The sequence below is a fragment of the Rhizobium sp. AAP43 genome, from assembly GCF_001296045.1.
Lineage (GTDB): Bacteria > Pseudomonadota > Alphaproteobacteria > Rhizobiales > Rhizobiaceae > Allorhizobium.
The window spans coordinates 25,503-46,643 of record NZ_LJHS01000012.1 but is presented as its reverse complement, the minus strand read 5'-3'; the positions used below and the strand labels follow the sequence as shown (position 1 = coordinate 46,643).

The 21,141-nt window shown below is 61.4% G+C and carries 22 protein-coding genes, 1 tRNA gene and 1 pseudogene; 13 read left to right on the top strand and 11 right to left on the bottom strand.

The features are described 5' to 3' along the window. Window positions 1-57: 57 nt before the first annotated feature. Together IP76_RS08855 and IP76_RS08850 are read left to right on the top strand one after the other, a co-directional pair. Complete coding sequence (locus tag IP76_RS08855) at window positions 58-1,911, top strand: heavy metal translocating P-type ATPase (protein WP_054157854.1); 1,854 nt, start codon at window positions 58-60, stop codon at window positions 1,909-1,911. A 174-nt stretch (window positions 1,912-2,085) separates the two neighbouring features. Next, window positions 2,086-2,586 (top strand): ferritin-like domain-containing protein, encoded by a 501-nt coding sequence (locus IP76_RS08850; protein ID WP_054157853.1) that lies wholly within the window; start codon window positions 2,086-2,088, stop codon window positions 2,584-2,586. A 71-nt stretch (window positions 2,587-2,657) separates the two neighbouring features. Here IP76_RS08850 and IP76_RS08845 read toward each other — a convergent pair whose 3' ends face one another. Beyond that, window positions 2,658-3,734: a DNA topoisomerase IB gene (locus IP76_RS08845; protein ID WP_245281426.1), complete on the bottom strand. Its 1,077-nt coding sequence runs from the start codon at window positions 3,732-3,734 to the stop codon at window positions 2,658-2,660. Continuing rightward, window positions 3,727-4,254: a sigma-70 family RNA polymerase sigma factor gene (locus IP76_RS08840; RefSeq protein WP_054157852.1), complete on the bottom strand. Its 528-nt coding sequence runs from the start codon at window positions 4,252-4,254 to the stop codon at window positions 3,727-3,729. The genes IP76_RS08845 and IP76_RS08840 overlap by 8 nt, the downstream gene beginning before the upstream one ends. A gap of 384 nt (window positions 4,255-4,638) precedes the next feature. On the opposite strand from IP76_RS08840, the gene IP76_RS08835 reads away from it, so the two are divergent. Together IP76_RS08835 and IP76_RS08830 are read left to right on the top strand one after the other, a co-directional pair. Further along, window positions 4,639-5,043 carry a hypothetical protein gene (locus IP76_RS08835; RefSeq protein WP_197278324.1) on the top strand — a complete coding sequence of 135 codons (405 nt, stop codon included), beginning with the start codon at window positions 4,639-4,641 and terminating at the stop codon, window positions 5,041-5,043. Window positions 5,044-5,112: 69 nt separating this feature from the next. Beyond that, on the top strand, window positions 5,113-5,298 hold the full coding sequence (locus IP76_RS08830; protein WP_054157851.1) for a hypothetical protein: 186 nt from the start codon (window positions 5,113-5,115) through the stop codon (window positions 5,296-5,298). Between the two features lie 74 nt (window positions 5,299-5,372). Here the strand turns inward: IP76_RS08830 and IP76_RS08825 are convergent, their stop codons facing one another. The 3 genes from IP76_RS08825 to IP76_RS08815 form a co-directional block, all read right to left on the bottom strand. Further along, on the bottom strand, window positions 5,373-5,600 hold the full coding sequence (locus tag IP76_RS08825) for a hypothetical protein (RefSeq protein ID WP_054157850.1): 228 nt from the start codon (window positions 5,598-5,600) through the stop codon (window positions 5,373-5,375). Window positions 5,601-5,803: 203 nt separating this feature from the next. Beyond that, window positions 5,804-5,880: transfer RNA gene (locus IP76_RS08820), tRNA-Arg, on the bottom strand. A gap of 70 nt (window positions 5,881-5,950) precedes the next feature. After that, window positions 5,951-7,111 (bottom strand): M20 aminoacylase family protein, encoded by a 1,161-nt coding sequence (locus tag IP76_RS08815; RefSeq protein ID WP_054158071.1) that lies wholly within the window; start codon window positions 7,109-7,111, stop codon window positions 5,951-5,953. A gap of 209 nt (window positions 7,112-7,320) precedes the next feature. On the opposite strand from IP76_RS08815, the gene IP76_RS08810 reads away from it, so the two are divergent. Continuing rightward, on the top strand, window positions 7,321-8,376 hold the full coding sequence (locus tag IP76_RS08810; RefSeq protein ID WP_245281433.1) for a D-alanyl-D-alanine carboxypeptidase family protein: 1,056 nt from the start codon (window positions 7,321-7,323) through the stop codon (window positions 8,374-8,376). Between the two features lie 8 nt (window positions 8,377-8,384). Further along, the gene (locus IP76_RS08805) at window positions 8,385-9,542 is read left to right on the top strand and encodes a GTP-binding protein (protein WP_054157848.1); all 1,158 of its coding nucleotides are present in this window, start codon (window positions 8,385-8,387) and stop codon (window positions 9,540-9,542) included. A gap of 18 nt (window positions 9,543-9,560) precedes the next feature. Here the strand turns inward: IP76_RS08805 and IP76_RS08800 are convergent, their stop codons facing one another. The 5 genes from IP76_RS08800 to IP76_RS23285 all read right to left on the bottom strand — a co-directional run bounded on the left by IP76_RS08800 (window position 9,561) and on the right by IP76_RS23285 (window position 13,362). Further along, the gene (locus tag IP76_RS08800) at window positions 9,561-9,791 is read right to left on the bottom strand and encodes a sulfurtransferase TusA family protein (RefSeq protein WP_054157847.1); all 231 of its coding nucleotides are present in this window, start codon (window positions 9,789-9,791) and stop codon (window positions 9,561-9,563) included. Continuing rightward, window positions 9,788-11,071: a murein L,D-transpeptidase family protein gene (locus IP76_RS08795; protein WP_054157846.1), complete on the bottom strand. Its 1,284-nt coding sequence runs from the start codon at window positions 11,069-11,071 to the stop codon at window positions 9,788-9,790. Before IP76_RS08795 ends, IP76_RS08800 begins: the two co-directional genes overlap by 4 nt. Before the next feature lie 167 nt (window positions 11,072-11,238). Continuing rightward, window positions 11,239-12,192 (bottom strand): acetyl-CoA carboxylase carboxyltransferase subunit alpha, encoded by a 954-nt coding sequence (locus IP76_RS08790; protein WP_054157845.1) that lies wholly within the window; start codon window positions 12,190-12,192, stop codon window positions 11,239-11,241. Window positions 12,193-12,255: 63 nt separating this feature from the next. Further along, complete coding sequence (xerD, locus tag IP76_RS08785) at window positions 12,256-13,197, bottom strand: site-specific tyrosine recombinase XerD (protein ID WP_082352469.1); 942 nt, start codon at window positions 13,195-13,197, stop codon at window positions 12,256-12,258. A gap of 15 nt (window positions 13,198-13,212) precedes the next feature. Further along, the gene (locus IP76_RS23285; protein ID WP_197278323.1) at window positions 13,213-13,362 is read right to left on the bottom strand and encodes a hypothetical protein; all 150 of its coding nucleotides are present in this window, start codon (window positions 13,360-13,362) and stop codon (window positions 13,213-13,215) included. A gap of 147 nt (window positions 13,363-13,509) precedes the next feature. Here IP76_RS23285 and IP76_RS08780 point away from each other — a divergent pair, with 147 nt between their 5' ends. The 3 genes and pseudogenes from IP76_RS08780 to IP76_RS08770 form a co-directional block, all read left to right on the top strand. Beyond that, entirely contained in the window at window positions 13,510-14,100 is a 591-nt protein-coding gene (locus IP76_RS08780; protein WP_054157844.1) for a shikimate kinase, read from the top strand. Next, window positions 14,097-15,224: a 3-dehydroquinate synthase gene (gene aroB, locus IP76_RS08775; protein ID WP_054157843.1), complete on the top strand. Its 1,128-nt coding sequence runs from the start codon at window positions 14,097-14,099 to the stop codon at window positions 15,222-15,224. The genes IP76_RS08780 and aroB overlap by 4 nt, the downstream gene beginning before the upstream one ends. An 8-nt stretch (window positions 15,225-15,232) precedes the next feature. Continuing rightward, window positions 15,233-16,099 (top strand): annotated as a pseudogene (locus tag IP76_RS08770) (transporter associated domain-containing protein); the annotation flags it as partial. Window positions 16,100-16,131: 32 nt separating this feature from the next. Here IP76_RS08770 and IP76_RS08765 read toward each other — a convergent pair. Beyond that, a complete protein-coding gene (locus tag IP76_RS08765; RefSeq protein WP_054157841.1) occupies window positions 16,132-16,413 on the bottom strand; it encodes a BolA family transcriptional regulator in 282 nt (93 codons plus the stop codon). Window positions 16,414-16,514: 101 nt separating this feature from the next. Here IP76_RS08765 and IP76_RS08760 point away from each other — a divergent pair, with 101 nt between their 5' ends. From IP76_RS08760 to IP76_RS08745, 4 genes are read left to right on the top strand one after another with little or no spacing between them, the layout of a single operon-like run. Continuing rightward, the gene (locus IP76_RS08760; RefSeq protein ID WP_054157840.1) at window positions 16,515-17,141 is read left to right on the top strand and encodes a J domain-containing protein; all 627 of its coding nucleotides are present in this window, start codon (window positions 16,515-16,517) and stop codon (window positions 17,139-17,141) included. Window positions 17,142-17,199: 58 nt separating this feature from the next. Next, on the top strand, window positions 17,200-18,192 hold the full coding sequence (cobS, locus tag IP76_RS08755; protein WP_054157839.1) for a cobaltochelatase subunit CobS: 993 nt from the start codon (window positions 17,200-17,202) through the stop codon (window positions 18,190-18,192). 11 nt (window positions 18,193-18,203) lie between these two features. After that, window positions 18,204-20,096: a cobaltochelatase subunit CobT gene (gene cobT, locus IP76_RS08750; RefSeq protein WP_054157838.1), complete on the top strand. Its 1,893-nt coding sequence runs from the start codon at window positions 18,204-18,206 to the stop codon at window positions 20,094-20,096. Then, window positions 20,071-21,120: an esterase-like activity of phytase family protein gene (locus IP76_RS08745; protein WP_082352468.1), complete on the top strand. Its 1,050-nt coding sequence runs from the start codon at window positions 20,071-20,073 to the stop codon at window positions 21,118-21,120. Before cobT ends, IP76_RS08745 begins: the two co-directional genes overlap by 26 nt. Window positions 21,121-21,141 lie beyond the last annotated feature (21 nt).

Sequence of the window (21,141 nt, the reverse complement as noted above, 5' to 3'; positions counted from 1 at the left end):
AGAAGGGAGCAGCAAGAGATCGCATTGCTCCTGCGTACAAACCGAGGGCGAGCGGCCATGACGATGCTGGAAGCGAAGCAACGCATTCGTGAGGCGGGTCCCTCGCTCCTCGCAGGTTTTGCCATTCTCTGCCTGATAACCGGTGGCATCTTTCATCTTTCGGGCGAAACCGCTTCGGGCGGCTTGATCTGGTCTCTGGGGGCCGGGGCCGTGTTTGTCGTTCTGATCGTCGATATCGGTCGAGCGCTGCTTGGCGGCCGTTTTGGGGTCGACATCCTTGCGGCCTTGTCGATCGGTGTGGCAATCACGCTCGATGAAATCCTCGCTGCGGCGATTGTCGCCGTCATGTATGCCGGTGGCCAGTTGCTCGAAAGTCATGCCGAGGGGCGGGCGCGGCGCAACATGGCGGCCTTGCTCGGACGGATCTCGCGGACGGCGATGCGCTACAGCAATGACCATCTCGAAACCGTTGCCATCGAGGCGCTGTGTCCACGCGACCGAATCCTGATGCGCCGGGGCGAAGTGGTTCCCGTCGACGGTCGCTTGCTGAGTGATGCTGCGGTCCTCGACCTGGCGGCGCTTACCGGCGAGGCGATGCCGCAACGCTTCGCGAAAGGACAGGACGTTCCCTCCGGTGCCACGGTTGTCGGCGATGCCTTCGACCTCCTGGTCTTGCGCGAATCGGCCGCCAGCACCTATGCCGGCATCGTTCGCCTGGTCGAGCAGGCACAGACGAGCCGTGCGCCTATGGCGCGGCTGGCGGATCGTTACGCCGTCCTGTTCCTGATCGTCACGCTTGTTCTCGCAGGCGGTGCGTTTTGGTGGAGCGGCGACGCAACTCGGGCACTCGCCGTGCTGGTTGTTGCAACACCTTGCCCACTGATCCTGGCGGTTCCAGTCGCTGTAATCGCCGGCATGTCGCGGGCCGCGGCCCATGGCGTGCTGATCAAGACCGGTGCCGCTCTTGAGATGCTTGCCTCCGTCACGACAGTCGTTCTCGACAAGACCGGCACTGTCACGGCGGCCCGGCCAGAGGTCCAATCCGTCGCGGCCTGTCCGGGGTTTGAGCCGGATGCAGTTTTGAGGCTTGCAGCATCCCTTGATCAGGCCTCCAGCCACGTTGCGGCGGAAGCGCTGGTCCGGGCGGCACTCGACCGAAAGCTAGAGCTCCTCTTGCCGCGCGACGTGGTCGAGTTTGCCGGCGAGGGACTTTCGGGCACGGTCGGGGAGCAGGTCGTCACCATCGGTGGGAGAGGGTTCGTCAAATCCAAACTTTTGCCGGGCGAGGACTTCTCAGTCGAAGGCATCGCGCCCGATACGGCCATGGTTGCGGTTGGCATTAACGGCCGGGCGGCAGGGCTCGTGCTTCTGTCCGATCCGCTTCGCGAAGACGCGCCGGCGATGATCGATGCCTTCCGCAAGGCTGGTATAAAGCGGATTCTCATGGCATCCGGCGACAAGGCGAGCGTGGCACAGCGGGCGGCGGCACAGCTCAATCTGGATGGGGTGGAAGGCGATCTGTCGCCGCAGGGCAAGGTGGCAATGATCGCGCGCGAGCAGCATTCCGCCAAGGTCATGATGGTGGGCGACGGCGTCAATGACGCTCCTGCCCTCGCCACCGCTGATGTCGGGATTGCGGTAGCGGTGCGCGGCTCGGCAGCGTCGTCGGAAGCCGCCGATGTGGTGCTGCTGGCCGACAACCTTACCAAACTCTCTGTCGCCATAGGGGTTGCTTCGCGCGCACGCCGCATCGCCCGGCAGAGCGCTACCGCGGGGCTTGCCCTTTCTGCTGTCGCCATGGTGGCGGCCGCCGTTGGCTATCTTTCACCCGTTCAGGGCGCATTGCTGCAGGAAGTGATCGATGTTGCTGTGGTCGTCAATGCGCTACGGGCGCTGAAGGACGCGGCGTGAATTCTGGCCCGATCATCTTCAACCCCTTGGCTTGATGAGAGGTTTTCTCTGCGGTCTCGCCACCGGATGGCAAGGCGGCCAAAGAGTCTCAATCCACTGCCTTTAGGTGCCGGAACAAATACCCCGGCGGTCGGTTGTCCCTTTGTCGTTCCGACAACCGAGGAGAAAACCCAAATGGCAACGAAGACACTGGAAGAGCTCTTTCACGAGACGCTCAAGGATATCTACTACGCAGAACGCAAGATCCTGAAAGCTCTGCCGAAGATGGCGCGTGGCGCACAGGACGAAAAGCTGAAGGCGGCTTTCCTGCAGCATCAGGAGGAGACGGAAGGTCAGATCGAACGCCTGCAACAGGTGTTTGAACTCATCGGCAAACGACCACGCGCCAAGACTTGTGCCGCTATTGAAGGCATTCTTGAGGAAGGCGAAGAGATCCTTGAAGAATTCAAGGGATCGCCTGCGCTCGACGCTGGTCTGCTGGCAGCAGCCCAGGCTGTCGAACACTACGAGATCAGCCGTTATGGCACGCTGCGGACCTGGGCTGAACAACTCGGCTACAAGGATGCCGTGAAGCTGCTCGATGCGACGCTGGCAGAAGAATCGAAGACGGATGAGGCGCTGACCAAGCTGGCGCTCAAGGCCGTGAACGTGGCTGCGCAGAAGAAGGCGGCCTGACACGCTAAGCCCGCCTATCGGGAGAGAGGGGTCGGCTTTGCCGGCCCCTTCTTTTGCGTGGACTCAAGTGCTTATGGAGCGAACACATTCGGGGGCATTTCGAGAAGCGTCATGAGGCGTTTTTCATCGGCGCGTAACAGGCCGGGGCCACCATTGTTATCCCGTATCGTTTGGAAGACCGTGTCCAGATCTGTTTGCCTGTCTGCCAGTTGCAGGATGCGCGGATGCACATAGCTGGATCGGCAAATGGCTGGTGTGTTGTGAAGCCTGTCCGACGCGATCTGGCACATGGCCTTGATGCTTGGGCGGTCGCCAGCCTGTAATTGTCGCCAGGCCTCGCCGAAAGCCGCGACACTGCCACCCCAGGTGCGGAAGGTCTTGGCCGACAGTCGGCCGCCGGAGACCTCGCACAGATAGGCGTTGAGCCGGCCGGAATCGATCCGGTGCAGTTCTCCTTCGTGGTCGCGCCAGGAAAAGAGATCGCGGCCAGGCAAGTCGGCGATATCTTCGAGAATTTTCTGCAGCCGTGGATGGCGCAGTTTGCGTCTAACTCGCTTGCCGCCCTTTGCCACGAAACTGAGCCTCACCCCGTCCGGCTCGAAGGTCACATGGCGCTTCTGCAGCGTCGTTGCGCCATAGGTGTTGTTTTCCTGCGCATAGGTTCTGTTGCCGACTCGCATATGCGTCACGTCGAGCAGGCTGATCAGGGCTGAAAGGAGAAAGTACGCTTCTTCCGTTCGATACTCCAGGTCGCGGGCGACCCGTCTCCGAATTGCCGGCAAGGCCAGGCCAAAGCTGATGAGATCGTCGAACTTCCGCTGGTTGCGCCAGGCGGCCCAATCGGCATGATAGCGATATTGTTTGCGACCCCGTGCGTCGAACCCGGTCGCCTGCAGATGGCTCTGGGGATCGAGGCTTATCCAGACGCGCTCATAAGCGGGAGGCAGCGCAAGCTTGCGAATGCGTGCGAGCACGGCCTCATCGACAATGCGCGTACCATCGGGGAGATGATGAGAAAATCCCTTGCCGCGTCGAATGCGGGCGATACCGGCAGCTGCATCAGTGCCATAGACGAGGCCGATCTCGACCAGTTCGCTGGCGTCGGAGAACTCCAGCGGATTCGACGCTCGTGAGTCCCTCTCAGCCAATGGGGTTCTCATTGCCGAACTCACCCAATTCGCGGCGCAGCTGCTGGCGTGCGCGGCTCAGGCGGCTTTTCACCGTCCCCACCGCACAGCCGCAGATCGCAGCGGCGTCCTCGTAGCGTTCACCGAGCATGACGATCAGCACCAGCATCTCGCGGTGATGGGCTGGCAGCCTGTCGAGCGCCCGCCGCACGTCATCCGTCTGCACGGTCCATTCCTGCACTGGTTCCGTTGTCAGGCTTTCGGATATGGCATCCGGAATGCCGATTGTCTCACGGCTCCTCTTCTTGAAGCGCGTGCAGAACGTATTGCGCATGATGGTGAACAACCAGGATTTCAAACGCGTGCCCGGCTCGAACTTGTCCAGATTTGCAAGGGCTTTGGCCAAGGTCTCCTGGACAAGATCGTCGGCTTCCTCCGGGCTGGGGCAGAAGGTTCGGGCAAAAGCGCGCAGGGCCGGAATGAGTTCGACGACTTCGGACTGCGTGGCAAGCTCGGCTTTATGAGTAGACAAGTGCGCCATCCTCTCAATCAGCGGCCTTGAACATGGAAGCCGCCTGGAACGCCCATGAGCCGCAAACGCCGAGCGATCTCCATGGTTCCGCAAAATGACAAAGGTTAAAATATCGGAGCGGGGTCATTCATGCATTCCACACGAACTGCAGCGTAGGCAGTCTTGGCCAGCAAGGTTCGATTGACCGTCAGGTCGCATCGAGACAGGCTCTCGCCTTCTGCTCCTGTCCTTTGTCTGGCTCTTGTCACGCATGTCTTCGGTTACTCCTTCTCCCTCTGCCGCAACGTCTCGCTCCGCGTGTGGTTCCGCCGCAATTGCTCTTTTCGCGTGGGAACATCCGGGCCGTGGCGCGTGTTAGCGTTTCGCTTCCACCAGATGAAAAGGACCCTTCTTATGCCGCATCTCCAAAACACGGATGGCCAAGGCCACCTCCTGGTAGGGGAACACCTGTCGCCGGTCAGCTATCACGTGTCAGTCACGCGGTCGGATGAAGGCTACTCCGTTCGGGTTACGACCGAGGCACCGCGCGACTGGTTGATCAAGCAGGGTTTTCAAGGGACGGCGACGCTGGTGCTGTCAGGTGGCGGCAGGGTGCAGCTATCGCATGACGGACCGGTTGATGTCGGCCAGAGCCTGACCCTGCTCCTGGAGGGGGACCCGCTGGGTTTCGGCGATCAGCGTGCGCTCGCTGCGCATTTTCCCGAAGTGAACATCGAACAGATCGAAGGTACTTCTGATGAAGACACACGCGATCACGTGACAAGCAATCGGGTTGTCGATCCGCAGCAGCTCAACTGACGTATAGCCAAGGGAAACAGCGTTATGTTCAGGAGGCCTTGAGCGGCCCTTCGCTGATCGGAGAATCGAATGACTGACGAACCCAAATACGGACGACCCGGCCGCCGCGACCGGAGCGGCGGGATTGTTCGGGACAAGCTTGATGAATTGAGGGAGGCGGTTGAAAGAGAGCCGTACCCCGCGCGGCTCATGGAACAGGCGCAAGCCCTGCAAACCGCGCTTGATGCAAAGCGCAAGGATCCTGCCCTCCGGTAGCACATGAGGTGTGCGTGGGAGCCTTCGGTTTCCATGGGCTTGATCGCGCAAAAGGCCAAGCTACCGCGAATGCGTCAGGTGAAGCTTCCGTCAGCGGGATCGTAGCGCTTTCCATTAGCCAAGAGGGCAAGCTCAACAAGGTCATCCTCATTGGTCACACCACTTGTCACCAGATAGTTTACCAGTGCCGCAGCATTGGCCTTCTGGCCCTGAGCCATGGACATGGGTGCGTCTTCGCTCAATCTGGAAACGGCACGCTCTACGAGATGACTATTTGTCGCGCCGGGATTCTTGAATGCCATGGCATTTCCTCCCGTTACAGGACGACATCGTTGCCGGAGCAAGGAGGCCGTGTGGACTATGGTGGAGTTGATAGGCTTTTGTTCCCTGATGCAACCCCAGATTCGCGAGGGTGCTTTCTATGCTCGTGTTATGACGAGAACGTGTAGGGCGCTGGCATCCATCGAGCGCTGAATGGGGGTGCGGAATGTTTGAATTGTTTCGATGGTGATTCCGACGCGATTCGAACGCGTGACCCTCAGATTAGGAATCTGATGCTCTATCCTGCTGAGCTACGGAACCACTGCTTTCTCCATACAAAAGCGGAGCGGGCAAGCCAAGCACTTTCCTTGGCGTGCCCATGTGAATGGTTTCAAGGCGCGAGGCGCTGTTCGGCGAGCCTCACCCAGTAGGAGATGCCGGTCGCGATGATCTCGTCGTTGAAGTCATAGGCCGGATTGTGCAGGCCAGCGCTGTCACCATTGCCAACCAGGATATAAGCGCCAGGGCGTGACTGCAGCATGAAGGAGAAATCCTCGCCCGCCATGCTGGGATCGACCTCCGTATCGACATTGTCAGGGCCCACGACATCCATTGCCGCACGCGCTGCATGTTCCGTCTCGCGGGGATGGTTGACCGTTACGGGGCAGGCTCGGTCATAGACGAACGTTGCTTCTGCACCGTTAGCTGTCGCAATGCCCATTGCGATTTCGCCAATGCGGCGTTCGGCAAGACTGCGCACTTCCTCGTCTAGGGAGCGCACGGTGCCAGACAGGGTGGCTTCCTCCGGGATGATGTTATGCGTCGTTCCGGCATGGAACTGCGTCACCGAGACCACCACCGAGCGAACGGGATTGGCGTTGCGCGAGGCAATTGTCTGCAGATTGCTGACGATCTGCGCGCCGATGACGATCGGATCGAAGGTGTTGTGCGGTTCTGCCGCATGGCCGCCGCGGCCATGCAACGTGATCTGGAACTTGTCGGGAGCGGCCATGATGCCGCCTTTGCGGATGGCAAAATGTCCGGCCTTCATGCCCGGCATGTTGTGCATGCCATAGACTTCCTCAATCGCGCAGCGTTCCATCAGGCCGTCACGGACCATAGCGAGCGCGCCGGCGCCGCCTTCCTCTGCCGGCTGGAAAATCACGGCAACGCGTCCAGTAAAATTGCGGGTTTCGCTCAAGTGCTTCGCCGCACCGAGCAACATGGCGGTATGGCCATCATGGCCGCAGGCATGCATCCGGCCTGATGTCTTCGAGGCCCAGGGCTTGCCGGTGATCTCTTCCAGCGGCAAGGCGTCCATGTCGGCCCTGAGGCCAATCGTGCGGCCTGGAGCCTTGCCGTTGATGATGCCGACGACGCCGGTGCGTCCCAGCCCGGTGATGATTTCGTCCACGCCGAATTCCTTCAGCTTTTCCTCGACGAAGGCTGCGGTGTTTTCGACATCGTATAGGAGTTCGGGGTGGGCGTGCAGGTGGCGGCGCCACTCGGTCGCTTCGGCCTGGAGTTCGCAGGCGCGGTTCAGAACTGGCATTGTATCGGGTCCCGGTCGGTCATTGCGGATCACAGAATTGTCGGCGGCAATTCGATGCCTTTCAATTGACGTAATCGAACGGCTTTGCCATTGCTTCGTTATTAGGGCATTGCCGCGCCGATTGCGAGACACCAGCCAGACAAAGGACAGAGGTCGTGTTCACGAAGCCTTCCCGCATGTTTTCTGCAACCCGAGCCTTCGGCCGCATCATGGTCGTCGCATCGATGGCTGCCGTCGCCATGCCGAGCCTGGCGGCTGCCAATCCGATGATGGTCGTCGATGTCCAGTCCGGTCGCGTCATCGCGCATCAGGAAGCCTTCCGGAAATGGTATCCCGCATCGCTGACCAAGCTGATGACGGCCTATACGACTTTCCGGGCGATGCGCGCCGGCCAGCTCTCCCCCGACAGCGTCGTTGTCATGAGCAAGCATGCCGCCGACCAGCCGGCCAGCAAGATGTATTTCAAGCCGGGATCGAAGCTCACGCTCGACAGCGCCTTGAAGCTCCTCATCGTGAAGTCGGCCAATGACGTGGCCGTCGCGATCGGTGAAACCGTCAGCGGCAGCGAGGCGGCTTTCGTTCAGCGCATGAATGCGGAAGCGGCACGGCTCGGCATGACCTCCAGCCGGTTCGTCAATCCGAACGGCCTGCCGGGCAAGGGGCAGTATACAACCGCTCGTGACCTTGCGATCCTGGCCACCTCAATCCGCCGCGAGTTTCCGGAATATGCAGGCTATTTCGCCCTTGAGGGGGTGACGACCGGCAAGAAGGATTATCCGAACTTCAATCTTCTCGTTGGGCGGTTCGATGGCGCCGATGGCATGAAGACCGGCTATATCTGCGCCTCCGGCTTCAATCAGGTGTCCTCGGCCAGCCGCAACGGCCGCACCGTGATTTCGGTTGTGCTCGGCGCCGACAGCCTTGGTGGTCGCGCCGATCTTTCCGCCGATCTGCTCCAGCAGGGTCTGACTGCAACCAAAGCAGGCGCCACCTTGGCCAGCCTGAAGCCGTATGGCGAAGGGATCGATCAGGTCACCGACATCAGCGCCCAGATCTGCAATCCGCAGGCCCGGCAGGTGCGGAGCGAAGGTCGCGACGAAGCCGGCCGCATGAAGCTGCTGTCGCCCTATATCCATGAAATGGGTCGTGCTCCCGTGATGAGCTTTGCCGGCCTCATCCCCGGTGGAGACCCTGTGGATGCCGCCAAGGGTGCCATCGGGGAAATCGCCAATGTGCCGATCCCCAGACCCCGTCCCACCTTCTGAGATCCGTCATGACCTTACCCCGCATTCCTGTTTCGATCCTCACCGGCTTCCTCGGGGCCGGCAAGTCGACGCTGCTGAACCGCCTGCTCAAGGATCCGGCAATGCGGGATGCAGCGGTCATCATCAACGAATTTGGCGAGGTCGGGATCGATCATTTGCTGGTCGAAACCTCGAACGATGCCGTCGTCGAACTCTCCGATGGCTGCCTGTGCTGCACGGTGCGCGGCGAACTGGTCGACACGCTGGCTGAACTTGTGGACGGCATGCAGACCGGCCGTATCAAGCCATTGTCCCGTGTCGTGATCGAAACCACCGGACTCGCCGATCCAGCACCCGTCATGCAGTCGGTCATGGGGCACCCGGCAATCGCCCAGTCCTTCGATCTCGATGGCGTCGTGACGGTGGTCGATGCCGTCAACGTGCTTGCGACGCTCGACGCCCATGCCGAAGCCTATCGGCAGGTGGCCGTCGCCGATCGTCTGATCCTGACCAAGAAGACGCTCGCATCTGCCGAGGAGATTGCCCGGGTCGAGCGTCGGCTGCGCGAGATCAATCCGCGTGCGCCGATCACCGATGGTGACCTCGAAGCGGCCGCCCGTGCCGAAATCCTGGTCAACGGGCTCTACGATCCCGCAACCAAGATCGCTGATGTTGATCGCTGGCTGCGCGACGAGGTCGCTCACGATCACCATCACCATCACCATCACCATGACGACCATGATCATGAACCTGGGCACGGGCATGCGCACCACGGCCATCATCACCACCACCACGACGTCAACCGGCATGGCGCATCGATCCGCTCCTATTCGATCGTGCATGACACGCCGATCGACCCTATGGCGATCAACATGTTCGTTGACCTGCTGCGCTCCACGCATGGGGAGAAGCTGCTCAGGATGAAGGCGATCGTGGCGCTGACCGACCGGCCGGAAAAGCCGCTCGTGCTGCATGGCGTGCAGTCGATCTTCCATCCACCCGTCCGCCTGCCGGCCTGGCCGGAGGGTTCGGACCGCAAGACGCGACTGGTCCTCATCACCAAGGATCTGTCGGAAACCTATGTCCGGGAGTTGTTCGACGCCTTTACGGGCAAGGTTTCCATCGACCGGCCGGATCGTCAGGCAATGACCGACAATCCGCTGGCCGTGCCGGGTTTCAAGTTCTGAAGAGAGTGCAGCCCTGGCTCATCCGCCCTTGCGAATGAGGAAACGGTGGCCACCCTCGTGCTTCTCCTGCGCGAGGAGTGCGTGACCGTCTTCCTGGCAGAAATGCGGGATGTCGATGCCGGCCAGTGGATCGCTGGTCTCGATGGCCAGTTCGGCACCCGCCGGCATGTCGGCGAGCCGTCTTCGGGTCTTCAGGACGGGGAGGGGGCATTTCAGCCCCTTCAGGTCATAGACCGTTCCGTCGGTCATTCCGATGACCAGAGCTTCCACAAGGGCTTCTTCTTGGCCGGTTCTGCAGCTGCCGCCGTAACGGGTGGAACCAGCGGGTTGGGCTGCGGGATCGGAATTCCGGCCGCCGGCTGACCTTCAGCAGCTGTCTGCGGCGCAGCCGTCGTCGTTGCCTGGGCGGTTGATGCTGCGGCCGTCGTCGCGGTCGCGGTCGTCGCCGCGGGCTGGTTGCTTTGCGCTGCCGCCATCTGGTTGACGGCGGCCGTGCCGGTGATCGGCGTCTGGTTCGCGACCTCAGCTTCTTCCGCCCGCATGAAACGGCCGGCCTTCAGCGCAGAGCCTGTCGGGGCAAATGCAAGGTCATGGGCGCGCGACTTCCGGAGATCGGCCACGAGGGCCTTGCGTTCGGCTTCCGTCGGATCGTACCAGATCTTGCCGTCGTACTTCTTCATCGCCTTGGCATAGGCTGCGTCATAAGCGGCATTGTAGCCGCTAAGGGCCGCCGTCAGGGCGGGAGGCGTGGTCGTAGCCGGGCAGGCGCCCTGCGGATTGAAACTCGCCCCATCGGCTGTCAGCTGGTTGAACACGTAGTTCTTGTTGCAGACATTGACCTCGGGCGGGCGCTTGGTCACTTCGAAGTGATCATAACCCACCTTCAGCGTCTTCCAGAAATCATAGTGCTGGCTGTGGCGATGACGTGCCATGTTCTCGGCCGTCATGCGGAATGGAAACGCCTGCAGCTGGATTGCCTGCTGGCCTCCCTTGAAGGCGTCGCGGGCAAAGGCATAGATTTCGAGGATCTGCGCGTCGGTCATCGAGTAGCAACCCGAGGACGAGCAGGCGCCATGGATCATCAGATTGGTGCCATTGCGGCCATTGGCGCGGTCGAACTGGTTCGGGAAGCCCGTATTGATGGCGAGGAAATACTTCGAATTCGGGTTCAGATGGTAGGGCGTCAGGGGATAGAAGCCCTCGGGCGCCTGTCGGTCGCCTTCCTTGATCTTGGGGCCAAGCCGACCGGACCAGGCGCAGATATCGTATTCCACGACCTTGTCGAAGCGGTTGTTGGTCTTGGCCTTCCAGACTTCCAGAATGCCTTCTTCCTTGAAGATGCGCAGCATGATCGGGGCATTGCGATCCATGCCCTTCTTCTGGATTTCAGCCACAAGGCGGGCCGGCAGCGGCTGCTCCACCTTGTTGGCAACCTTCGGGGACTCGTAGACAGCGCTTTCCAGCGTGTCATTGCAGCCTGCAAGGGCGGCAGCAAAAATCAGAACCAGGGCCGTCGATTTCAAGCGCATTCGCGAACGCTCTTTCCGGTAACGTGAACAGGTGGCTCGAACAGAGCCGATCCCCGTCAGTCTAAGACCGCTTTCTTCACAAATTATAAACCAACGGCTGTCGCGCGGGCCAAACGTCTTATGCCGTCATTTCACCGAAAGATAAAGTGACGGCACAAGTCGGCGGATCACAAGTCCCGGCCGATGGCGAGGAATTTCTCGCGTCGTGCCGTGCGCAGCTTGTCGCCCGGCAGGGGGGTCAGCTCGGCGAGTGCGGAGGCGATCACCTTCCCAGTCGCGTCGATCACCTGTTCGGGCGCACGATGGGCGCCGCCAACCGGCTCGGGAATGATGGCATCAATAATGCCAAGACCCTTCAGATCTTCCGCCGTGATCTTCATATTGGTCGCCGCTTCCTTGGCGCGCGTCGAGTCACGCCAGAGGATGGAGGCTGCACCTTCCGGGGAGATGACCGAATAGATCGCATGCTCCAGCATGTAGACGCGGTTGCCTGTGGCAATTGCGATCGCACCGCCAGAGCCGCCTTCGCCGATGACGACCGAGACCATCGGCACTTTGAGCCCGAGGCACATCTCGGTCGAGCGGGCGATGGCTTCCGCCTGGCCACGTTCTTCCGCGCCGACGCCCGGATAGGCACCAGCCGTGTCGATCAGCGTGATCACCGGCAGGCCAAAACGATCCGCCATTTCCATGACGCGGATTGCCTTGCGATAGCCTTCGGGACGCGGGCTGCCGAAATTGTGCTTGATGCGCGACTTGGTGTCGTTGCCCTTTTCCTGGCCAATGACGGCGACCGGCATGCCGTTGAAGCGGGCGAGGCCAGCCTGGATGGCGGCGTCCTCGGCAAACTTACGGTCACCAGCCAGCGGGGTGAAATCGGTGAAGAGCCGTGCGGCATAGTCGACGAAGTGCGGACGCTGCGGATGGCGCGCGACCTGGGTCTTCTGCCAGGCGTTCAGCCTGGAATAGATCTCCACCGTCGCCTCATCGACCCGGCTTTCCAGCCGCGTGATCTCTTCCGAGGTGTCGATGCTCTGATCCTCTTCGGCCAGCTTCTTCAGTTCCCGGATCTTGGCTTCCAGGTCGGAGATTGGCTTTTCGAAGTCGAGATAGTTGTGCATGAACTCAGTTCCGATCGGTTGATCCTTGGTCTTCCCGGCTGTCGGGAACCGGCTTTGCCGGTCCTAATCAAGGTTTTTGGCCTGTTTTGCAAGAGGGTGATGCGTTTGGACCAGTTGCTGGAGGCGCTCGTCCAGAACATGCGTGTAGATTTGCGTGGTGGAAATGTCGCTGTGCCCGAGCAGTTCCTGTACGGCGCGCAGGTCTGCGCCATTGCCCAGTAGATGGCTGGCAAAGGCATGGCGCAGCACATGCGGCGAAACCGCCGAGGCCGGAAGGCCGGCACGGATGGCGAGATCCTTCAGTTCGCGCGCAAACACTTGGCGGGCGACATGGCCCTCCTTGCTCTTGGCTGGAAACAGAAACGGGCTGTCCGCCTGGGCGGGGTCAGCGGCGCGTGCGGCGCCCCACCGGGCCAGCGCCTCGATTGCCGTGCGTGACAGGGGGACCAGGCGCTCTTTGTTGCCCTTGCCGCGAACGACGAGGAAGCGCCCTTCCTGGCTCAGAACCTTCACCGGCAGGGCGACCAGTTCGCTTACCCGCATCCCGGTTGCGTAGAGGAGTTCCACCATCGCCAGTCGCCGGATGCGCGCGGGCTGGTCATCGCCTTCCTGCTGGGTCTCGGCCTCGCAAAGCGAGAGCATTGCGTCGACATCTTCGACGGAAAGAACCTTCGGCAGCGATCGCGCCTTCTTCGGTGCGTCGAGGATCGACGTCGGATCGTCGGTTCTCAAGCCTTCGGCGTAGAGAAACTTGTAGAATTGCCGCATGGCGGAAAGGCGTCTTGCCTGTGAGGTCGGCATGAAACCACGATGCGAGAGATCCTTGAGGTAGGCAGTCAAATCCTCGCGGCTCGCCTGTCCCACTGTCTGGCCCCGGCCGGAGAGGAAGGAGGCGAGATCGTCAAGGTCGCGTTCGTACGAGACAAGCGTGTTCGCGGCTGCTCCGCGCTCGGCGCTGAGCATTTCGAGAAAGGCTTCGACGCGGGCATGGCTCAGGTCGGACACTGGTCTCTTCGAGCCTCATTCCACCGGGTTCACACGTTCGGACGGTATGCGGACCGTGACGTCGCGTTCCCTCGGCTCGACAAAGGTCGCGACAGACCACATCGCCGCATAGACGAGCCCGACCAGCGTGGCGCATATGAACAGGAAGCGTATCAGGGTTGGCATCGGCGATCCTTAGGCCTTGGGTCTTCCTACATGGGGAGGCGCTGGGTCAAGATGCAAGGGGTGCAGTTCTCTGCTTGATTTGTGGCTATGGCTTGACGCTCGCTCCCTATTTGTCAATACCGTGAAGAAACAGTTTCGAACAGGCCGATGACCGATACGATCCTCAACCTTGCTCCCAGTCTGGGTGAGCGCGCCCGAGCGGCGCTCGGACGTCGCAATCTCGTCCTCGTCGGATTGATGGGGGCGGGCAAGTCTGCGATTGGGCGCCTCGTGGCCCAGCAAATGGCGTTGCCCTTCATCGACACGGACGCAGAGATCGAGCGCGTGTCACGCATGTCGATCAGCGAACTCTTCGCAGCCTATGGCGAAGAGGAATTCCGCGCGCTTGAGACGCGGGTCATCAAGCGTCTCCTGCGCACGGGGCCGCGTGTCGTGTCCACCGGCGGCGGGGCCTTCATCAACGAGCGCACGCGGGCTCAGGTCGAGCGCGGTGGTGTGTCGGTGTGGCTGAAGGCCGATCTCGACGTGTTGTGGGAGCGGGTCAACAAGCGCGATCATAGACCGCTTTTGAAGACCGAGAACCCCAAGCAGACCCTGAAGGATCTGATGGATCGGCGCTATCCGATCTATGAACTGGCGGATATTACCGTGCAATCGCGCGACGTGCGCAAGGACGTGATTGCCGAGGAAGTGCTTTCGGCAATCCTCAACCGAAGCGGCAAGGACAAGAACCAATGAGCAAGGACGAGACGACGGAACGCCTGGTGCATGTGGCGCTGGGCGAGCGCGCTTATGACATCCTGATCGGGCCCGGCCTGATGCGTCGCGCCGGTGGCGAGATCTCCACCCGGATCAAGGGACGCCGGGCAGCGATCGTCACCGACGAGAATGTCGCGCCGCTCTATCTCGACGCGCTGATGGACAGCCTCCAGACCGATGGCATCGAGGCCGTCTCAGTGGCGCTGCCTGCGGGTGAAAAGACCAAGAGCTTCGACTACCTGACCAAGGTCTGCGACGTGCTGCTCGAGGCGCGCATCGAGCGCAATGATACGGTCATCGCGCTCGGTGGCGGTGTCATCGGTGATCTCACCGGTTTTGCCGCCGGCATCGTGCGGCGTGGCGTACGCTTCGTCCAGATCCCGACCTCGCTCCTGTCTCAGGTCGACAGTTCCGTCGGTGGCAAAACCGGCATCAATGCCCGTCAGGGCAAAAACCTCGTCGGCATCTTCAATCAGCCCGATCTTGTGCTGGCCGATACTGACGTGCTCGACACACTTTCGGAGCGCGAGTTCCGTGCCGGCTATGCGGAAGTGGCGAAATACGGCCTGATCGACAAACCCGACTTCTTCGAATGGCTGGAGAAAAACTGGCGTGACGTCTTTGCCGGCGGTGCGGCCCGCATCGAGGCGATCGCGGTCTCCTGCCAGGCCAAGGCCGATGTCGTCGTTGCCGATGAACGTGAGAATGGCCGTCGTGCGCTTCTCAACCTCGGTCACACCTTTGGCCATGCGCTGGAAGCCGCCACGCAATACGACAGCAGCCGCCTTGTGCATGGCGAGGGCGTTTCGATCGGTATGGTGCTGGCGCATCGCTTCTCGGCCCGGATGAACCTGGCGAGCCCGGATTTGGCCGATCGTGTCGAGGCCCATTTGTCCGAGGTCGGCCTGCCGACACGCATGGACCAGATCCCGGGTGAGCTGCCTCCCACTGAGGTTCTGATGGATGCGATCGCTCAGGACAAGAAGGTCAAGGGTGGCCAGCTCACCTTCATTCTCACCCATGGCCTCGGCCAATCCTTCGTGGCCGATGACGTGCCGGCATCCGAAGTCCTGCGCTTCCTTGATGAGCAGAGGTCCGCATGAATCCAGGTGTCGGCGTGATGACCCGGTTTGCCAATGCCCTGGTGCGTTCGCTCCTGAGGCTGACCGGCACGCGGCTTACGGCCGAGACGCTGGCGTTCAGCAGCCAGGAGCAGCTGTCGGCAGCGCTCGGAGCCTCTGCGCGAGACAGTCATCCGTCGGATAGGGTTTACAAGGACCGACTTTCGAACCTTTTCGATCTGGAAGAGCTTGAAGTCTCCGACGTGCTGATTCACCGCACGGCAATGCGCGCTGTGAATGCCGATGATCCGCCCGAAGTCGTGGTCCGCACGATCCTCGAGAGCCCCTATACCCGTATGCCGGTCTGGCGTGGGGCCACCGACAATATCATCGGTGTGGTTCACGCAAGGGATCTGATCCGGGCGCTGGCTGAACCCGACGTCGAGCCCGTTCACATCGATATCGTCAAGATTGCCCACAAGCCCTGGTTCGTGCCCGACACCACCAACCTGAAAGACCAGCTCAACGCCTTTCTGCGTCGGCGGTCGCATTTTGCCGTTGTCGTCGACGAATATGGCGAAGTGCAGGGTGTGGTGACGCTGGAGGATATTCTTGAGGAAATCGTCGGCGATATTTCCGACGAGCACGATCTGGAAATCCAGGGTGTGCGTCAGGACAGCGACGGCTCGATCGTGGTCGATGGTGGGGTGCCGATCCGCGATCTCAACCGCGCCCTGGACTGGCAATTGCCCGATGAGGAAGCGACGACCATTGCCGGTCTCGTCATTCACGAATCGAAGACCATTCCCGAAGAGCGTCAGGCCTTCACCTTCTACGGCAAGCGCTTCATCGTGCTGAGGCGGGAAAAGAACCGGATCACCAGGCTGCGCATCCGCCCGATCGAACAGCAGAGCTGACGGCGGCTTGGCTGCCGTTATTCGTTGCCACCTTACCAGCGGGTGGGTTCGCCAGGGGCCGCAGGTTCAATGGCCAGCGCGTGCAGGCCGGCATCGAGCTCCGGCTTCAGCAGGTCGGTCACGGCGCGGTGGCGCGCAAGGCGGCTCATGCCGGCAAACGTGTTTGCAACGATCCGGACGCGCATATGGGTCTCGCCGGTGCCGGTGATGTCAGGCTGATGGCCCGCATGCTGATGGCTCTCGTCGATCACGACCAGTCGTTCCGGCTGGAAGGCGTCCTTCAGCGTCGCTTCGATGCGGTTTCTGACCGACATGTGGCCTCCTGGGCGGTGCTTCGCAAAAAGCCCCACAAAGCGCGCAACATTCCGGTTTGTCAATTCTTGTCGGGGCTGTCTCGTCGCCCCATAATTAGCGCATGAAACTCGACTCGAAATATTTTGATGGCATCCGCACCAAGCGAAAGCGCACGGCGGAACCGGAGCCATCCAATCCGACATGTCAATGGGACGGCTGTGAGCGACCAGGCGCGCATCGCGCCCCCGTGGGCAGGCATGCCGAAGGCCAGTTCTTCCTGTTCTGCTTCGAGCATGTGAAGGATTACAACAAGGGCTATAACTACTTTTCCGGCCTGTCAGACACCGAGATCGCCCGCTACCAGAAGGAAGCGATCACCGGTCATCGTCCGACCTGGACAGTGGGCGTCAACAAGGCGGCGAAGTCTAGCCCGCTGCACTCGACAGCGCGATCCGGCTCGGCCGCGTCCCAGGCGCGGATGAAGGATCCATTCGGCTTCGTCGAGCAGGGCCGTGCCGGCGCCTCGCGCTACAAGGCGGCCGACCGGAAACTGAAGACGCTGGAAGCAAAAGCGCTCGATACGCTGGGGTTGACCGTGAGTTCCAATGCCACGGACATTAAGACGCGCTACAAGGAGCTTGTAAAAAAACACCATCCGGATGCAAATGGCGGAGACAGGGCCTCCGAAGAGCGTTTTCGCGCTGTTATCGAAGCCTACAAATTGTTAAAGCAGGCCGGTTTCTGTTAATCCGAACACACTGCAGCGACGCATGCGGCCGGACGGTATCGCCTGGCGGGGAGACACGATGAGCAAAATTGATCTAGATATTACCAACCTGCCCGATACCACCGTTTCGGTTCGTGAGGTCTTCGGCATCGACTCGGATATCCGGGTGCCGGCCTATTCCAAGGGCGATGCCTATGTGCCCGACCTCGATCCCGACTATCTTTTTGACCGCGAGACGACCCTCGCCATCCTCGCCGGTTTCGCCCATAACCGCCGCGTCATGGTGTCCGGCTTCCACGGCACGGGTAAGTCGACGCATATCGAACAGGTTGCGGCCCGGCTGAACTGGCCCTGCGTGCGCGTCAACCTCGACAGCCATGTCAGCCGTATCGATCTCGTCGGCAAGGACGCCATCGTCCTCAAGGACGGCAAGCAGATCACCGAATTCAAGGACGGCATCCTGCCCTGGGCCTACCAGCACAATGTCGCGCTCGTCTTCGACGAATACGATGCCGGCCGCCCGGACGTCATGTTCGTCATCCAGCGCGTTCTGGAAAGCGCCGGCCGCCTGACCCTGCTCGATCAGAGCCGTGTCATTCGTCCGCACCCCGCTTTCCGCATTTTCGCGACGGCCAACACGGTTGGTCTCGGCGATACGACCGGCCTCTATCATGGCACGCAGCAGATCAACCAGGCGCAGATGGACCGCTGGTCGATCGTGACGACGCTCAACTACCTGCCGCATGACAAGGAAGTCGACATCGTCTGCGCCAAGGTCAAGAGCTTTGGTGCAACGGCCGAAGGTCGTGACACGGTGTCCCGCATGGTTCGCCTGGCGGACCTGACGCGTGCAGCCTTCGTCAACGGCGACCTGTCGACCGTGATGAGCCCGCGTACCGTCATCACCTGGGCCGAAAACGCCGAAATCTTCGGCGATGTCGCCTTTGCCTTCCGCGTTACCTTCCTCAACAAGTGTGACGAGCTGGAGCGGACGCTGGTGGCCGAACAGTATCAGCGTGCGTTCGGTATCGAGCTCAAGGAAAGTGCCGCCAATATCGTACTCGGCGCATAAGGACTGATGGCATGGCAGGGCGGGGCGACAATTCGAAGGCCAAGGCCAACGGCGTGATCGATACGGAGCCCTTGCGCCGTGCGATCACCGGCTGCGTGCGCTCGATTGCGGGCGATCCGCAGGTGGAGGTCGCCTTCGCCAACGAGCGTCCGGGGCTTGCCGGCGAACGTGTCCGCCTGCCTGAAATCTCGAAGCGCCCGACCGCGCATGAACTCGCCGTGACCCGCGGTCTCGGCGATTCCATGGCGCTTCGGATCGCCTGCCATGACCAGAAGGTCCATGCAGCGCTTGCGCCGCAAGGGGCAGACGCCCGCGCGATCTTCGATGCGGTCGAGCAGGCGCGTGTGGAATCGCTCGGCTCGCTGCGCATGCCGGGGGTTGCCTCCAATATCCAGTCGATGAACACCGAGAAATACGCGAAAGCGAATTTCTCGACGATCAGCCGCCAGGAAGATGCGCCGTTGGGTGAAGCGGTTGCCATGCTGGTGCGTGAGAAGCTGACTGGCCAGAAAGCACCGGAAACCGCCGGCAAGGTGCTCGACCTCTGGCGGCCCTTCATCGAGGGCAAGGCCGGTGCCGATCTTGAGAACCTGTCGACCGTAATCGAAGACCAGCAGGCCTTCTCACGTGTCATCCGCCACATGCTCTCTGCCATGGATATGGCCGAGGACATGGGCGACGACGAGCAGGAGGGCGAGGAGGACGACCAGTCCACCGACGAAGAACAGCCGCGCAGCGGCGAGCAGGATCAGGAAAACTCCGAGGACGAGGCAGGCCAGGATTCGGCCCCCGCGGAGGAGAGCGAAGCATCGCAGGAACAGCTCGACGACGGCGAGATGGATGGTGCCGAGATCTCCGAAGAAGAGATGTCGGACGAGGGCGACGACGACAGCGAGACGCCCGGCGAGATGCGCCGTCCGGCCACGCCCTTCGACGATTTCAACGAGAAGGTCGACTACAAGATCTTCACCCAGGATTTCGACGAGGAAATTACCGCCGAAGAACTTTGCGACGAAGCCGAGCTCGACCGGCTGCGTGCCTTCCTCGACAAGCAGCTCGCCCATCTTCAGGGCGCCGTTGGCCGCCTTGCCAACCGGTTGCAGCGCCGCCTGATGGCGCAGCAGAACCGGTCCTGGGACTTCGACCTTGAAGAGGGCTATCTCGATCCGGCGCGGCTGACGCGTCTGGTGATCGATCCGATGCAGCCGCTTTCCTTCAAGAAGGAGAAGGACACCAAGTTCCGCGACACGGTCGTCACGCTGGTCATCGACAATTCCGGCTCGATGCGCGGTCGCCCGATCACCGTTGCCGCCTCCTGCGCAGATATCCTCGCCCGCACGCTCGAACGCTGCGGCGTCAAGGTCGAGATCCTCGGCTTCACCACTAAGGCGTGGAAGGGCGGCCAGAGCCGCGAAATGTGGTTGGCTGGCGGCAAGGCCCCTCTGCCGGGCCGCCTGAACGATCTGCGCCATATCGTCTACAAGTCGGCGGATGCGCCCTGGCGCCGGTCGCGCCGCAATCTCGGCCTGATGATGCGCGAAGGCCTGCTCAAGGAAAACATCGACGGCGAAGCGCTGATGTGGGCGCATAACCGCCTGATTGGTCGGCGTGAGCAGCGCAAGATCCTGATGATGATCTCGGACGGTGCGCCGGTCGACGATTCGACGCTGTCGGTCAATCCGGGCAACTATCTGGAGCGGCACCTGCGCGCTGTCATCGAGCAGATCGAGACGAAGTCGCCGGTCGAACTTCTCGCCATCGGTATCGGCCATGATGTCACCCGCTATTATCGCCGCGCCGTGACCATTGTTGACGCCGACGAACTGGCGGGCGCAATGACCGAACAGCTCGCATCGCTGTTCGAGGATCAGGCATCGAGTGGCCGGGCGCGCCGGCGTGCCTGAGCGGGCAGCGTCCGGACGCCGAGCGTCGATCGCGCTTTGTCTGTCGCTGTCTGCATCCGTCTTCCTTGCAGGCTGCAATCCGGCCAAGATCCCGGCTGGAGAAGTGCTTCCCATTGCGGTCGAAACCCAGGTCATTGACGCTTTGGGTGGCGCGCCAGTCTTCGCAGATGGCCTGAGTTTCATCGGCGGCCTCGAATTGTCTTCGCCGGAGCCGCTTTTCGGTGCCTTCTCCTCGATCCGCTTTCTCGATGAGGATCGCTTTCTCGGCGTTTTCGACACGGGTTACTGGATCACGGGCCGGATCGTCCGCAATGGCGATCAGCACCTGTCAGGCGTGACTGAGGTCTCGTTGGCGCCGCTTCTTGACCCCGATGGTGCAGAGAGTGGCAGCAAGTTCCAAGTGGATGCGGAGAGCCTTGCCATCGAAGGCGGTAGCCGCGCCCATGTCGGCTTTGAACAGCGCCACCGCGTTATCACCTATCAGCCAATTTCCGATCTCGGCCAGGCCCTGCCATCCGCGCCCCTGCCGCTTCCTTTCGACGCCCGCCGTCTGCGTGGCAATGGCGGCATCGAGGCTCTGATCGTGGCACCTCCAGCTGGGCCTCTGGCAGGCGCGCTGGTGGCGATCTCGGAGAAGACTGTGGATGAGGAGGGCAACCTCATCGCGGGCATTCTCGGTGGCCCTCTGGCCGGTGAGTTTCGTGTCCGGCCGCGTGACGGTTTCGAGGTGACCGATGGCGCCTTCTTGGCCGATGGCGACCTGCTGCTTCTGGAGCGCCGGTTCTCGATCGCATCAGGTGTTGCCATGCGGCTCAGACGCATCGAAGGCGATACGCTTCGCCCTCAGGCCGTCGTCGATGGCGACATCCTCTTCGAGGCCGACAACCGGTCGCAGATCGACAATATGGAAGGCATGGACGTGCTCCGCGCGGCCGATGGCTCTATGCGCCTGATCGTCGTGTCCGACGACAACCACTCCATCCTCCAGCGGACGCTGATGCTCGAGTTCAAGCTCGATCGCTGATGTCGTGCGGATAAACCGCGA